This window comes from Lysobacter sp. 05T417, from assembly GCF_056396405.1.
In genome coordinates this window covers 239,095-252,936 of record NZ_JBFTLK010000008.1, presented here as the reverse complement: position 1 = coordinate 252,936, position 13,842 = coordinate 239,095, and the positions used below count along the sequence as shown (strand labels likewise).

Genomic DNA, 13,842 nt, shown 5'->3' with positions numbered 1-13,842 from the left:
GTTGCCCCATTGAACAACTACTGGGCTTGACGCGAGAGCACGATCTCGTCAACACCCTGGCCACCCGCATCCTGGTGCCGGGCCTGCAACGACCAGCCGCGCTCGAGTGCGGCGGCCAGTGCTTCCTGGTCGCCGGCATGGAAAACGCCGCTGACCTCCAGCGCGCCCAACGCCGGGTCCTGCAGCCGGATCCGCACCGGCGAATAGCGGTTCATCTCGGCCAGCAACTCGTCGAGCCGGCGTTGGCGGAACACCAGGTCGCCCTGTGGCCACGCGTGCGCCGCGACCAGGTCGAGCGGCTGCCTGGCGCCAATGGCGCCGTTGCCATCGATGGTCAGCTGTTCGCCCGGCGCCAGTTCGCTGCGACGCACCGCCGAACCGCTACCGACCGACACATCGACGCGGCCTTCGAGCAGGCCGACATTGACGCGGCCATCGATGCGGCTGACCTGGAAGGTGGTGCCGATATCGCGAACGGTGCCCGCGCCGGCCGTGACCAGGAACGGACGCGCTGGATCGGCGGCCACCACGAACTGGGCACGTCCGCGTTGCAGTTCGACCAGGCGCTGGCGGCCGTCGAATCGCGTGACGACATCGGTTCCCGTATCCAGGCGCAGCACGGTGCCGTCGACGAGGGTGAACTCACGCGGTTGGCCGCGCGCGGTCACGAACTGCTTCACCACTGCCTGCTCGACCGGACGCGGCCACAGATAGGCAGTGGCCACGGCAGCGACCAGCGCCGCGGCAGCGGCAACCGGCAGCCACGGCCGCCATGGGCTTGCCGCAGGCGAAGGCGTGCGCCGCGCCGCATGGGTTGCTGCACGCAGCAGGTCGTCCGAGGCCAGTGCGGCGGCGAGGGCGTGGATCCGCTCGGCCTGGAGGTAGGCGGCGATGTTGCCTGGCGACTGCGCCAGCCAGTCCTCGAACGCAGCGCGCTCGTCCGGCTCGCATTCGGGCGACATCAGCCGCGCCAGCCAGGCTTCGGCCTGGCTTACACCGGTGTCGTGCCCGAGCGCCCCGGTATTCATGCCTGGCCCTCGCGGCTGATGCCGCTGTTCTTCAGCTTCAGCCGCAGCAGTCCCAGCGCCTTGCCGATGTGTTTTTCCACGGCCTTCACCGATATCCCGCAGTGGCTTGCGATCTGGCTGTAACTCATTCCGTCGATCCGATTGAGCAGGTAGACCTGGCGGCAGCGTTCGGGCAGCTGCAGGATCGCCGCGCGCACCAGCGCCAGTTCCTGTTCGTTGGCGATGCGCTGGTCATGGCTGGGCTCGGCCGAGGCCAGCCCGAGGAAGTCCTGGTCGAGGCTGACATGCGCCGACGCCTGCCGCGTCGAGTCGCGGCGGCCGCGATCGTTGAGGACATTGAGGGCGATGCGGTACATCAGCGGGCGCAACTGGTCGGCCGGCTGGGCGCGATAGCGCATCAACCGCACCATCGCCTCCTGGGCGATGTCCTTGGCGTCCTCGTCGCCCGCGCGCCGCGCCAGGAACGCGATCAGCGCCGCCTGGTGCTCGCGCAGGAAACGGTCGAAGCCGTCGCCGTCGGCGCTTGCCGCAGCGGCGACCGGTTCTTCGTCTCGCGGAAGGGTTGGCGCCATCGCCTCGATCATCGCGACATTCACTCTGCCATGCACCGCACGCGGCCAGGGCGGCAGCGATCCAGGTGTGCGGCGGAGGACGAGCGGGTGTTCGTGCGCATGGCGGGAAGGGCTGGCTCCGGCGCGGTAGGATCGACTGCGGCCGCGCACTTTGTAGCACGCGTACCAGCGGACAGGCATGGTCCGCGGCGACGCGGCTGCGCTGTTGTCTGGAGTCGCTGGCGTCGGCACGGGCTGTCCCATGCCTCCACAACGCAGCGGCCGCGACCCCACCCCACCCGGCGTCGCGGCATTCGTTCAGTTCCCGACCGCGGTCACGAAGCGGCCGCGACGCAATGCCGGTTGCTGCGGCCGCCACGCCCGCCGCGCCCTCATGGGGCCAGTCGCCGCCGATCCCGTACAATTCCGCTGTTTGCCCATCCCAACGAGGTCGCCATGTCCCAGCTCGCCTATCGCCGTGTCCTGCTCAAACTGTCTGGCGAGGCGTTGATGGGGGACGAGGACTACGGCATCGACCCGAAGATGATCAGCCGCCTGGCGCGCGAGGTGATCGAGGCCCAGCAAGCCGGGGCCGAGGTCGCGCTGGTCATTGGCGGCGGCAACATCTTCCGCGGCGCCGGCCTGGCTGCCGGCGGCATGGACCGGGTCACCGGCGACCAGATGGGCATGCTCGCCACCGTCATCAACGCCCTGGCGATGCAGGACGCGCTGGAGAAGCTCGGCGCCAAGTGCCGGGTGATGAGCGCGATCAAGATCAACGACGTGTGCGAGGACTACATCCGCCGCCGCGCCATCCGCCACATGGAGAAGGGCCGCCTGGCGATCTTCGCCGCCGGCACCGGCAACCCGTTCTTCACCACCGACTCCGGCGCGGCGCTGCGCGCGATCGAGATCGGCGCCGACCTGCTGCTGAAGGCGACCAAGGTCGACGGTGTCTACGACAAGGATCCGAAGAAGCACGCCGACGCGGTGCGCTACGACAAGCTCACCTACGACGAGGTGATCGCCCGCAACCTGCAGGTGATGGACACCGCCGCCTTCGCCCTGTGCCGCGACAGCGACCTGCCGCTGCGCATCTTCGACATGGGCCAGCCGGGCACGCTGCTGAAGATCCTGCACGGCGAACACATCGGCACGCTGGTGCAGGGCCGCAACGCCTGACCCTGAGGTTCCCTTCTCCCGATACGGGAGAAGGTGCCCGAAGGGCGGATGAGGGGCGCTTCGGCGCCCTTGTAATAGAGTCCGCCCGCACCCTCGTGCCACCATGCCCGCATGGGACACGGACATCACAACCACGCCGCCAACGCGACCCGCGCATTTGCCGCGGTCACGCTGATCAATCTCGCCTACACCGCGATCGAGGCCGGCTACGGTTTCGCCACCAACTCGCTGGCGCTGCTGTCCGATGCCCTGCACAACCTCGGTGACGTGCTCGGCCTGGGCCTGGCCTGGGGCGCGGCGGTGCTGGCCAAGCGCGCGCCGACCGATCGCCACACCTATGGATGGCGCCGCGCCACCCTGCTCTCGCCGCTGGCCAATGCGCTGCTGCTGGTGGCGTTCTCCGGGGCACTGGCCTGGGAGGCGGTGCGGCGATTCAATTCACCGCCGGACATCCCGGCCCTGCCGGTGATGCTGGTGGCGGTGCTGGGCATCGCGGTCAATCTCGGCGCGGCCTGGCTGGTTCGCGACGGCCATGAGCACGACCTCAACCGCCGCGGCGCGTTCCTGCACCTGATCGCCGATGCCGCGGTATCGCTGGCGGCCGTGCTCGCCGGCGCCGGCATGTGGTGGCTGGGCTGGGAGTGGCTGGACCCGGCGATTGCCGTACTGATCGGCGCGGTGGTGGCGATCGGCGCATTCGGCCTGCTGCGCGATGCCTTCAACGCCGCCATGGACGCGGTGCCGGCGAGCATCGACCGCAGCCAGGTGCAGGCCTTCCTGTCGTCGCAGGCCGGCGTGCAGGCCGTCCACCATCTGCATATCTGGTCGCTGGGCGCGGGCGAGATCGCCATGACCGCGCACCTGGTGCGCCCCGACCAGGGCGACCATGACGAGTTCATCGACAGGCTGAACCACGAGCTCGATCACCGCTTCGGCATCAACCACCCCACTCTGCAGGTCGAGCTGGGCCGGGCCTGCGAGCACGATCGCCACGATCGCGCGCCGCACGGGGGTGCGCACGAGCATGGGCACGGGCACGAAGACCAGCACGAGCACAGTCACGGCCACTAGGCCTGCTTCGGCCTGCTGCGGCCTGCTGCGGCCAGCGCCATCAGCGCGGAACCCTCCCACCGGCTCCTGCCGGCCCCGCGGACTGCCTCAGGTCGCTGGGGCGGCCCCGGCTGGCTATAATCCCGCGATTACCGCTAATGGAACGGAGCCGGCGATGCTCAACGAGATCAAGAAAGATGCCCAGAACCGCATGGCCAAGAGCGTCGAAGCATTTCGCCACACCCTGATCAAGATCCGCACCGGCCGCGCCTCCACCGCGCTGGTCGACCACCTGAAGGTCAATTACTACGGTTCCGACATGCCGCTGTCGCAGGTCGCCTCCGTCCAGGTCTCCGACGCGCGTTCGCTCCTCATCACGCCGTGGGAAAAGCAGATGGTCGGCCCGGTCGAGAAGGCGATCCTCGCCTCCGACCTCGGCCTGACCCCGAACACCGCCGGCACCGTGATCCGCCTCAACCTGCCTGCCCTCACCGAGGAGCGCCGCAAGGAACTGTCCAAGCTCGTCCACTCCGAGAGCGAGGACGCCAAGGTCGCGATCCGCAACATCCGCCGCGATGCCAACCACCAGGTCAAGGAACTGCTGAAGGAAAAGCAGATCACCGAAGACGACGTCAGCCGCTCCGAGATCGAGATCCAGAAGATCACCGACGCCGCGATCAAGGACGTCGATGAAGTGGTCAAGGCCAAGGAGCAAGAACTTATGGCGGTTTGACGGGTCTACCCGTCCCGCCATGTCTTCAGAACCTGCCATCGCCGCCGCACGCGTTCCGCGCCACCTGGCCGTCATCATGGACGGCAACGGGCGCTGGGCCGAGCGCCGACGCCGCCCGCGCGTCATCGGCCACCGTGCCGGCGCGCGCGCGGTCAACGTCTGCATCGACTTCTGCCTGCAACAGGGCATCGAGGCGCTGACCCTGTTCGCCTTCTCCAGCGAGAACTGGGGCCGGCCGGAAGAGGAAGTCGGCGCGCTGATGAAATTGTTCCTTGGCGCGCTCGAGCGCGAGGTCGACGAACTCGACCGCCGCGGCGTGCGCGTGCGCTTCATCGGTGAGCGCGAACGCTTCGCCGAAGCGATCGGCAAGCAGATGGCCTCGGCCGAAGACCGCACCCGCGCCAACACCCGCCTGCACCTGACCATCGCCGCAAGCTACGGCGGCCGCTGGGACATCGCCCAGGCGGCGCGCTCGCTGGCCCAGGACGTCGCCGCCGGCCGGTTGGCGCCCGAGGACATCGACGAGTACGCCCTCGGCGCCCGCACCTGCCTGGCCGAGCTGCCGCCTCCCGACCTGTTCATCCGCACCGGCGGCGAGACGCGCGTCAGCAATTTCCTGTTGTGGCAGCTGGCCTATACCGAATTGTGGTTCACCGACCTGTTGTGGCCTGAATTGGATGCGGCGACACTGCAGCGCGCCATGGACGACTACGCCGGCCGCCAGCGCCGCTTCGGCCTGACCGGCGCCCAGGTCGCGCCGTCGCCGGAGCCGGCGCCAGTCCGGCCCGCCACCAAAGAGACCTCCGAATGACCCGAACCCGCCTGCTCGCCGCCCTGGTGATGGCGCCGCTCGCGATCGCCGCGATCCTGCTGCTGCCCACGCCGTGGATGGTGGCCCTGGCCGCGGTGCTGTTCCTGGCCGGCCTGTGGGAGTGGTTCGACCTGGCCGAAATCGAGGACACGCTGGCGCGAACCGTGCTGCTGGTGGCCCACCTTGCGGTGATGGTGGCGCTGGTATGGGCCTCGCGCTCCAGCGACGGCTACACGATGGCGCTGTTCCAGGTGGCGATCATGATCGGCGTGATCTGGTGGCTGCTGGCGCTGTTCTGGCTGGGCCGGTACGAGTTCGCCAGCGACCATGACACCCATGCGCGCGTGTTCAAGCTCGCCGCAGGTGCGCTGAGCATGATACCGGCCTGGTGCGCACTGGCCTGGATCCATTCGACCGCGCCCAACGGCCACCGCTGGCTGCTGACCGCGCTGGCGATCGTCTGGGCCGCCGATACCGGCGCCTACTTTGCCGGCCGCACCTTCGGCGGCCGCCTGTTCGGCGGGCGCAAGCTGGCGCCCCGGATCAGCCCGAACAAGACCCTCGAGGGCCTGCTCGGCGGCGTGGTGGCCGGCGTCATCGTCGGCGTCGCCTTTGCCCTGTTTGCTGGTGCGAAAGTGACGCAGCTGCCAGCCGTTGCGCTGGTCGCGCTGGTCGCGGTGCTCTTCTCCGTGGTCGGCGACCTGTTCGAGAGCCTGCTCAAGCGCCATGCCGGGGTAAAGGACTCGGGCAACCTGATCCCGGGCCATGGCGGCATCCTCGACCGCCTCGACGGCGTCCTGGCCGCCCTGCCGGTATTCGCGCTGGGCAAGGCCTTGCTGGGCTTCTGAGCATGTCCGTCAGTACCCGCAGCGTTGCCGTCCTTGGTGCCACCGGTTCGATCGGCGCCTCGGCGCTGGACGTGATCGCACGCCATCCGCAGCGGCTGCGCGCCAGTGTCCTGGCCGCCGGCAGCAATGTCGCCGCGCTGGTCGAACTGTGCCGCCGCCACCGGCCCGACCACGCCGTGATCGCCGATGCCAACGGCCTGCAGGCGCTGGCCGATGGGCTGCGCGAGGCGGGCCTGCGCACGCAACCGCATTGCGGCGATGCCGCACTCGACGCGCTGGTGTCGGGCGACGCCTGCGACACCGTCGTCGCGGCGATCGTCGGCGCCGCCGGACTGCCTTCGACACTGGCCGCGGCCAGGGCCGGCAAGCGCATCCTGCTGGCCAACAAGGAATCGCTGGTACTGGCGGGCGAACTGCTGATGCAGGCCGCGCAGGCCGGTGGCGCGACCATCGTGCCGGTCGACAGCGAACACAACGCGATCTTCCAGTGCCTGCCCGATGCGCATGCGCACCAGGGCCTCAGGCGCATCCTGCTGACCGCTTCGGGCGGGCCGTTCCGCGGCCGCACGCGCGCCGAACTGACCCAGGTGACGCCGGAACAGGCCGTCGCCCATCCCAAGTGGTCGATGGGGCCGAAGATCTCGGTCGACTCGGCCACGCTGATGAACAAGGGCCTGGAGGTCATCGAGGCGCACCACCTGTTCGGCGTCGATGGCGACCGCATCCAGGTGCTGGTGCACCCGCAGAGCCTGGTGCACTCGCTGGTCGAGTTCGTCGACGGCTCCACCCTCGCCCAGCTTGGCCTGCCGGACATGCGCACCGCGCTGGCGGTCGGCTTCGGCTGGCCGGAGCGGATGGAGTCGGGCGTCGGCGGACTCGACCTGCTGGCCCACGGCCGCCTCGATTTCGAGCCGCCGGACCTGCAGGCGTTCCCGTGCCTGCGCCTGGCGTTCGAGGCCCTGGCGGCCGGCGGCACCGCCCCGGCTGTGCTCAATGCCGCCAACGAAATCGCCGTTTCAGCATTTCTTCAGCGCCGGATCGGTTTCCTAGCGATACCGGCGCTGGTCGAGGACACCCTGGCCGCGCTTCCTTCCACCCCGGCGACATCGCTGGCGGCCCTGCGCGAGGCCGATGCCCAGGCACGGCGTCATGCCGGGCAGGCAGTTGGCGCCTCTCCCGATCCACGTCTCCACGTCTCCACGCAGAGCCCCCGACATCATGAGTGAGTTCATCGGCTCGATCTGGTGGTTGCTCGTCAGCCTCGGCGTGCTCGTCACGTTCCACGAGTTCGGGCACTACTGGGTTGCGCGCCGCTGCGGCGTCAAGGTCCTGCGCTTCTCGATCGGCTTCGGCAAGGCGCTGTGGTCGCGCCGCGGCAAGGACGGCACCGAGTATGTGGTCGCCGCGATTCCGCTCGGCGGCTACGTCAAGATGCTCGACGAGCGCGAAGGCGACGTTGCCGACAGCGAGCTCGACCAGGCCTTCAATCGCCAGTCGGTGTTCAAGCGCATCGCCATTGTGATAGCCGGCCCGCTCGCCAACCTGCTGCTCTGCGTCGGGCTGTTCTGGGCGATGTTCGTGATCGGCCGGCCGGATTACGCACCGGTGGTGGGACAGGCGCAGGGCATCGCCGCCAGCGCCGGGCTGCACACCGGCGACACCCTGCTGGCCGTCGGCGACCGCGACACCCCGACCTGGAGCGAAGCGCAGCTGGCGCTGATTCCGGCCGCACTCGATCACAGCGATGTGCGCCTGCGCGTGCGCACCGCCAGCGGCGACGAGGTCACCCGCCAGCTGCCGCTGTCGCGCCTGCCCCCGCAGTTCGACGAGCGTCGCGCCGTCGAGGCGATCGGCCTGACGCCGCGCCACGAACTGGTGCCGGCGCTGATCGGGCGCGTGGTGACCGACCAGCCGGCCTGGGGCGTGTTGAACGAAGGCGACCGCATCACGGCCATCGATGGCGACCCGGTCAATTCCTGGGACGACATCGGCCCGCTCGTGCAGAAGCTCGGCGACCGCGGCGGCATCGGCATGGTCGAGGTCGAGCGCAAGGGCGAGCGCCTGGCGCTGGAGATCAAGCCGGCGCGCATGAAGCACCCGCAGACCGGCCAGGCCTACTGGGGCCTGGGCCTGCAGTCGGCCCGTCCGCAGGAAGCGGCCAAGGACGCCATTCTGCGCTACGGCCCGATCGACGCCGTCCCGGCCGCGATCCGCGAGAGCGCGCATCAGGCCAATGAGCTGTTCGCCATGATCGGCCGCGCCTTCAGCGGCCGCGTCTCGGTGCAGAACACCGTCGCCGGGCCGATCACCATCGCCCGGGCCGCCAATTACTACGCCCACCATGGCGCCGCCTGGTACCTGTCGATGCTGGCGATGCTCTCGCTCAGCCTGGGCATCCTGAACCTGCTGCCGATCCCGATCTTGGACGGCGGTCACCTGCTGTATTACCTTATCGAGCTGGTCAAGGGCAGCCCAGTCAGCGAACGCGCTATGGCGGCCGGGCAGTACGTCGGCCTGGCACTGATCGCCGGTCTGATGGGCCTGGCGTTCTTCAACGACATCGTGAACAACCTGGTGCACTGATGCCGGCGACGCTCCCTGTTTACTCGACCCGACGCCCGGCTCCGGGCCTCCAAGACCCTCTTCCGGACGTACTAATGACGCGAACCCCTAACCGCCGCCTGCTTGCCCTCGCCCTCGTCGCGGCGCTGAATTCCACAGCCCTGCCCGCGCTGGCGCAGTCGGTGGATCCGTTCGCTCTGTCGGGTGCACCAGACCAGGCCGGCCAGGCTGGCCAGGCCGCGGCCCCGTCGATCGGCACCTTCACCGTCAGCGACATCCGCATCGACGGCCTGCAGCGCATTTCCGCAGGTACGGTGTTCACCTACCTGCCGGTCGAGCGTGGCGACACGATCGACTCCTCGCGCGCAGGCGACGCCATCCGCGCGCTCTACAAGACCGGCTTCTTCGAGGACGTCAACGTCGGCCGCCAGGGCACGATCCTGGTCGTCACCGTCACCGAACGCCCGGCGATCAACAAGCTCACGCTCAGCGGCAACAAGGACATCAAGTCCGAGGACCTGCTCAAGGGCCTGAAGGAAGCGGGGCTGTCGGAAGGCGACACCTTCGACCGCCTCGCCCTGGACCGCGTCACCCAGGAGCTGACCCGCCAGTACAACAACCGCGGCAAGTACAACGTCGAGATCAATCCGAGCGTCTCGCGCCTGGACCGCAACCGCGTCGATGTCACCATCAACGTCAAGGAAGGCAAGGCGGCCAAGATCCGCCACGTCAACCTGATCGGCAACGAGAAGTTCGAAGACAAGCCGATCCTGGAGCAGTGGGAATCGCGCGAGCACAACTGGCTCAGCTGGTACAAGCGCGACGATCAGTACTCGCGCGAGAAGCTGTCGGGCGACCTGGAAAAGCTCAACGCCTGGTACCTCGACCGCGGCTACGTCGACTTCGCCGTCGACTCCACGCAGGTCTCGATCAGCCCGGACCGCCAGGACATGTTCCTCACCGCCGGCGTCACCGAGGGTGAGCAGTACAAGGTGGCCAGCGTGCAGGTCACCGGCGACACCATCCTGCCCAAGGAGCAGATCGAGCGCCTGGTGCTGGTCAAGCCCGAGCAGATCTTCTCGCGTCGCCTGCTCGAGATCAGTTCCGACTCGATCATCGCCACGCTCAGCAACGTCGGCTACGCGTTCGCCCAGGTCAACCCGATCCCGGACGTCAATCGCGAAAACAAGACCGTCGGCATCAACATGCAGGTCGTGCCGGGCCCGCGCGTGAACGTGCGCCGCATCGCCTTCAAGGGCAACAGCCGCACCAGCGACGAAGTGATCCGTCGCGAGATGCGCCAGTTCGAAGGCTCCTGGTACTCGCAGGCGGCAATCGACCGCTCCAAGATCCGCCTTCAGCAGCTGGGCTATTTCGAGACCGTCGACGTCGAGACCGTGCCGGTCCCGGGCAGCAACGACGAAGTCGACGTCGTCTACAACCTCAAGGAAACCACGTCGGGCAGCTTCGTGTTCGGCCTGGGCTTCTCGCAGCTGTCGGGCCTGACCGCGCAGGTGCAGCTGTCGCAGAGCAACTTCCTGGGCAGCGGCAACCAGGTGTCGGTGCAGGCGCAGCGCAACGACTACATGCAGCGCTACGACTTCTCGTTCCGCAACCCGTACTTCACCGACAGTGGCCTGTCGCTGGGCTACAACCTGTGGTGGCGTGAACTCGACTACTCCGACTTCAACACCGCGCAGTACTCGACCAACTCCGGCGCCGCCCAGGCCGTGTTCGGGCTGCCGATCACCGAGACCGACACGGTCACGGCGATGCTGGGCATCGACACCAACGAAATCCTGGTGTTCCCGGGTTCGACGCCGCAGAGCATCGTCGACTACGTCAACGCGCTCAACCAGAACACCTTCCACGCCTGGCGCGCGGAAATCGGCTGGGGCCGCAACTCGCTCGACAGCTTCCTGACCCCGACCCGCGGCATGCAGCAGCGCGTCTGGCTGGAAACGACCCTGCCCGGGTCGACGGTCGAGTACTACAAGATCAACTACAACATCTCCAAGTTCTGGCCGCTCAACCGCCACCTGGTGCTCAATACGCGCGCCGAGCTTGGCTACGGCGACAGCTACGGTGATGCCACCACCCGCAGCCTGTGCCGCACGCCGGGCAACACCACCTGTGTGCCGGGCGACGGCGACTACATCCGCGAGATCACCGCCGACGGCCTGCCGTTCTTCGAGAACTTCTATGCTGGTGGCGTGCGCTCGGTCCGTGGCTTCACCGACAACACGCTCGGCCCGCGTGATGCGCCGCAGTTCAACCCCACCTTCACCCAGCCGATCGGTGGCGCGTTCAAGACCGTCGGCTCGCTGGAAATGTACTTCCCGACCCTGCTCGACACGCCGGCCGCGCGCGTCTCGGCGTTCGTCGACTTCGGCAACGTGTACAAGGACTTCGACACCTTCGACGCGGGTGAGTTGCGCGCTTCGACCGGTATCGCGCTGATGTGGCGCTCGCCGATGGGTCCGATCTCGATCAGCTATGCGTTCCCGTTGAAGAAGCAGGATGACGTGAAGAACGCAAGCGGCACGGTGATCGAAAAGGGCGACGAGATCGAGCGCCTGCAGTTCACCTTCGGCGGCTCGTTCTAAACAACCAATAGCGGGTGCCGAGGATGCACAGCCCGTCTTTCAGCGCAGCCGAACTGGCGCAGCGCTTCGCCCTGCAACTGCAGGGCGACGGCGCGGTCAGCGTCGAGGGCGTCGGCACGCTGGCCAAGGCGGGATCGCGGCAACTGGCGTTCCTGGCCAACCCCCGGTACCGCAGCCAGCTGGCCGAAAGCCAGGCGGGCGTGGTGGTGATGCGCGAGGACGACGCCAGCGGATACGCCGGCACCGCGCTGCTCGCCCGCGACCCCTACGCCGCTTTCGCGAAGATGTCGGCGCTGTTCGAGCCCAGGCCGCTGCGCGAGCCGGGCGTGCACCCGTCGACCGCCATCGATGCCAGCGCCAGCGTCGACCCGCAGGCCCATATCGGCCCGTTCGTCAGCATCGGCGCGCGCAGCCGCATCGAGGCAGGCGCAATCGTCGGCGCCGGTTGTGTCATCGGCGACGATTGCGTCGTTGGCGCCGGCAGCGAACTGATCGCGCGCGTCACCCTGGTCACCCGCGTCCGGCTCGGTTGTCGCGTCGTCATCCATCCGGGCGCCGTGATCGGCGCCGCCGGCTTTGGCCTGGCGATGGAGGCCGGGCGCTGGCTGAACGTGCCGCAGCTGGGCGGCGTGGTCATCGGCGACGACTGCGAGATCGGCGCCAATACCTGCATCGACCGCGGCGCGATCGAGGACACCGTGCTCGAGGAGGACGTCCGCCTCGACAACCAGATCCAGATCGGCCACAACGTTTTCATCGGCGCCCACTCGGCCATGGCCGGGTGTTCGGCGGCCGCCGGCAGCGCCCGCATCGGCCGCTATTGCCTGATCGGCGGTGGCGCCGGGGTGCTGGGCCACCTGGAGGTCTGCGACAAGGTCGTCATTACCGCCATGAGCCTGGTCACCAGCTCGATCCGCGAGCCCGGGGAGTATTCCTCCGGCACGCCCTTGATGGACAATCGCAGCTGGCGCAAGAATGCCGCGCGCTTCAAGCAGCTCGACGCCATCGCGCGGCGACTGCCGGGCCGGCGCGAGGACTGAACCGGCGCAATGGGTGGTTGCCTGGCTGCAGCCCCCGTGTCTTTCCGGACGCCCTTCACCGGTGCGTCCATCCGCGCACCTAGAATCGCTCCCGATTACTGCAATGCTGTTACCCCTGCCGTGCGCCCGCAGTCCACTGCGTCGGACCGGCCGAAAGGAACCCTGATGAGCCACACCGTGCAACTCCCGCTCGACGTCAACACCATCAAGACGCTGCTGCCGCATCGCTACCCGTTCCTGCTGGTCGATCGCGTGGTCGAGTTCGAAGCGCACAAGCGCGTGCTCGCCTACAAGAACGTCACCAACAACGAGCCCTTCTTCCAGGGCCACTTCCCCGGCCACCCGGTGATGCCGGGCGTGCTGGTGGTGGAGGCTCTGGCGCAGGCCGGCGGCGTGCTGACCCAGCTGTCGAGCCAGACCACCGCCGACGGCCGGCTCTTCTACCTGGTCAAGATCGACAACGCCAAGTTCTCGAAGATGGTGGTGCCCGGCGACCGCCTCGACCTGGACGTGACGCTCAAGCGCGTCATCCGCAATGTCGCGATCTACACCGGCATCGCCAGCGTCGCCGGCGAGCAGGTTGCCTGCGCGGAGATCGTCTGCGCCGAAGCGAAGGCCTGAGCCATGGGCGAAGCGCACATCCACCCCTCCGCCAAGGTCCACGCCAGCGCCGTGGTCGAACCCGGTGCGCGCCTGGCGGCAGGCGTGCAGGTGGGTGCGCTGTGCTACATCGGCGCCGAGGTCGAGGTGGGCGAGAACACGGTCTTCGGCCCGCATTGCAGCGTGCAGGGCCCGACCCGCATCGGTCGCGACAACCGCTTCATCGCCCATTGCGCGATCGGCGGTGAGCCGCAGGACAAGAAGTACCAGGGCGAGCGCGTCGAACTGGTGATCGGCGACCGCAACCTGTTCCGCGAATTCGTCACGGTCAATCGCGGCACCGGCACCGGCGGCGGCGTCACCCGTGTCGGCAACGACAACTGGTTGCTCGCCTACACGCATGTCGCGCACGACTGCAATGTCGGCAATCACTGCGTGTTCTCCAACAATGCCACCCTTGCCGGCCACGTCGAGGTCGGCGACCACGTCATCTTCAGCGGCTTCTCCGGCGTCCATCAGTTCTGCCGCATTGGCGCGCATGCGTTCATCGGCATGGGCGCGCTGGTCAATGGCGACGTCCCGCCGTTCGTGATGGTGGCGCAGGACGGCTACGGCCGCCCGCGCGGCATCAACAGCGAAGGCCTCAAGCGCCGTGGCTTCGATGCCGGCCGCATCAGCGCGATCAAGCGCGCATACCGCGCCTTGTACATGTCCGGCGGCACCCTCGAGGAGGCGCGCAGCAAGCTGGTCGAACTGGCCGGCGACAGCGACGACGTGCGCGCCGTGCTGGAGTTCGTCGATGCCGGCGAGCGGCCGCTGCTGCGCTGAGCG

General features: G+C 68.3%; 13 protein-coding genes. 11 read left to right on the top strand and 2 right to left on the bottom strand.

What is annotated here, in order from left to right:
* Window positions 1-17 precede the first annotated feature (17 nt).
* Window positions 18-1,028, bottom strand: a complete 1,011-nt coding sequence (locus AC1DER_RS15955) for a FecR family protein (protein WP_477244843.1) — start codon at window positions 1,026-1,028, stop codon at window positions 18-20.
* Window positions 1,025-1,600 (bottom strand): RNA polymerase sigma factor, encoded by a 576-nt coding sequence (locus tag AC1DER_RS15950; RefSeq protein WP_477244845.1) that lies wholly within the window; start codon window positions 1,598-1,600, stop codon window positions 1,025-1,027. Before AC1DER_RS15950 ends, AC1DER_RS15955 begins: the two co-directional genes overlap by 4 nt.
* Window positions 1,601-2,035: 435 nt before the next feature.
* Here AC1DER_RS15950 and pyrH point away from each other — a divergent pair, with 435 nt between their 5' ends.
* The 11 genes from pyrH (at window position 2,036) to lpxA (ending at window position 13,839) form a co-directional block, all read left to right on the top strand.
* The gene (gene pyrH, locus AC1DER_RS15945; protein ID WP_441817351.1) at window positions 2,036-2,761 is read left to right on the top strand and encodes a UMP kinase; all 726 of its coding nucleotides are present in this window, start codon (window positions 2,036-2,038) and stop codon (window positions 2,759-2,761) included.
* 111 nt (window positions 2,762-2,872) lie between these two features.
* Window positions 2,873-3,832, top strand: coding sequence for a cation diffusion facilitator family transporter (locus tag AC1DER_RS15940; protein ID WP_477244847.1), 960 nt, complete (start codon window positions 2,873-2,875; stop codon window positions 3,830-3,832).
* 154 nt (window positions 3,833-3,986) lie between these two features.
* Complete coding sequence (gene frr, locus AC1DER_RS15935) at window positions 3,987-4,544, top strand: ribosome recycling factor (protein ID WP_441817353.1); 558 nt, start codon at window positions 3,987-3,989, stop codon at window positions 4,542-4,544.
* A 19-nt stretch (window positions 4,545-4,563) separates the two neighbouring features.
* Window positions 4,564-5,355, top strand: coding sequence for a polyprenyl diphosphate synthase (gene uppS, locus AC1DER_RS15930; protein ID WP_477244850.1), 792 nt, complete (start codon window positions 4,564-4,566; stop codon window positions 5,353-5,355).
* Complete coding sequence (locus AC1DER_RS15925; protein ID WP_441817355.1) at window positions 5,352-6,203, top strand: phosphatidate cytidylyltransferase; 852 nt, start codon at window positions 5,352-5,354, stop codon at window positions 6,201-6,203. The genes uppS and AC1DER_RS15925 overlap by 4 nt, the downstream gene beginning before the upstream one ends.
* A gap of 2 nt (window positions 6,204-6,205) precedes the next feature.
* The gene (locus AC1DER_RS15920; RefSeq protein ID WP_477244852.1) at window positions 6,206-7,429 is read left to right on the top strand and encodes a 1-deoxy-D-xylulose-5-phosphate reductoisomerase; all 1,224 of its coding nucleotides are present in this window, start codon (window positions 6,206-6,208) and stop codon (window positions 7,427-7,429) included.
* Complete coding sequence (gene rseP / locus AC1DER_RS15915) at window positions 7,422-8,786, top strand: RIP metalloprotease RseP (RefSeq protein WP_477358153.1); 1,365 nt, start codon at window positions 7,422-7,424, stop codon at window positions 8,784-8,786. The genes AC1DER_RS15920 and rseP overlap by 8 nt, the downstream gene beginning before the upstream one ends.
* A 74-nt stretch (window positions 8,787-8,860) precedes the next feature.
* Window positions 8,861-11,371, top strand: coding sequence for an outer membrane protein assembly factor BamA (gene bamA / locus AC1DER_RS15910; protein ID WP_477244856.1), 2,511 nt, complete (start codon window positions 8,861-8,863; stop codon window positions 11,369-11,371).
* A gap of 23 nt (window positions 11,372-11,394) precedes the next feature.
* The gene (gene lpxD, locus AC1DER_RS15905; protein WP_477244858.1) at window positions 11,395-12,411 is read left to right on the top strand and encodes a UDP-3-O-(3-hydroxymyristoyl)glucosamine N-acyltransferase; all 1,017 of its coding nucleotides are present in this window, start codon (window positions 11,395-11,397) and stop codon (window positions 12,409-12,411) included.
* Window positions 12,412-12,576: 165 nt separating this feature from the next.
* The gene (fabZ, locus tag AC1DER_RS15900; RefSeq protein WP_441817358.1) at window positions 12,577-13,032 is read left to right on the top strand and encodes a 3-hydroxyacyl-ACP dehydratase FabZ; all 456 of its coding nucleotides are present in this window, start codon (window positions 12,577-12,579) and stop codon (window positions 13,030-13,032) included.
* Between the two features lie 3 nt (window positions 13,033-13,035).
* Window positions 13,036-13,839 (top strand): acyl-ACP--UDP-N-acetylglucosamine O-acyltransferase, encoded by an 804-nt coding sequence (lpxA, locus tag AC1DER_RS15895; RefSeq protein ID WP_441817359.1) that lies wholly within the window; start codon window positions 13,036-13,038, stop codon window positions 13,837-13,839.
* Window positions 13,840-13,842 lie beyond the last annotated feature (3 nt).

Bases quoted from the DNA above. Each gene is read 5' to 3' on its own strand.
- AC1DER_RS15940 (WP_477244847.1), top strand. From the start codon at position 2,873: ATGGGACACGGACATCACAACCACGCCGCCAACGCGACCCGCGCATTT.
- AC1DER_RS15925 (WP_441817355.1), top strand. From the start codon at position 5,352: ATGACCCGAACCCGCCTGCTCGCCGCCCTGGTGATGGCGCCGCTCGCG.
- uppS (WP_477244850.1), top strand. From the start codon at position 4,564: ATGTCTTCAGAACCTGCCATCGCCGCCGCACGCGTTCCGCGCCACCTG.
- AC1DER_RS15955 (WP_477244843.1), bottom strand. From the start codon at position 1,028: ATGAATACCGGGGCGCTCGGGCACGACACCGGTGTAAGCCAGGCCGAA.
- lpxA (WP_441817359.1), top strand. From the start codon at position 13,036: ATGGGCGAAGCGCACATCCACCCCTCCGCCAAGGTCCACGCCAGCGCC.
- pyrH (WP_441817351.1), top strand. From the start codon at position 2,036: ATGTCCCAGCTCGCCTATCGCCGTGTCCTGCTCAAACTGTCTGGCGAG.
- rseP (WP_477358153.1), top strand. From the start codon at position 7,422: ATGAGTGAGTTCATCGGCTCGATCTGGTGGTTGCTCGTCAGCCTCGGC.
- AC1DER_RS15920 (WP_477244852.1), top strand. From the start codon at position 6,206: ATGTCCGTCAGTACCCGCAGCGTTGCCGTCCTTGGTGCCACCGGTTCG.
- frr (WP_441817353.1), top strand. From the start codon at position 3,987: ATGCTCAACGAGATCAAGAAAGATGCCCAGAACCGCATGGCCAAGAGC.
- fabZ (WP_441817358.1), top strand. From the start codon at position 12,577: ATGAGCCACACCGTGCAACTCCCGCTCGACGTCAACACCATCAAGACG.
- bamA (WP_477244856.1), top strand. From the start codon at position 8,861: ATGACGCGAACCCCTAACCGCCGCCTGCTTGCCCTCGCCCTCGTCGCG.
- lpxD (WP_477244858.1), top strand. From the start codon at position 11,395: ATGCACAGCCCGTCTTTCAGCGCAGCCGAACTGGCGCAGCGCTTCGCC.
- AC1DER_RS15950 (WP_477244845.1), bottom strand. From the start codon at position 1,600: ATGGCGCCAACCCTTCCGCGAGACGAAGAACCGGTCGCCGCTGCGGCA.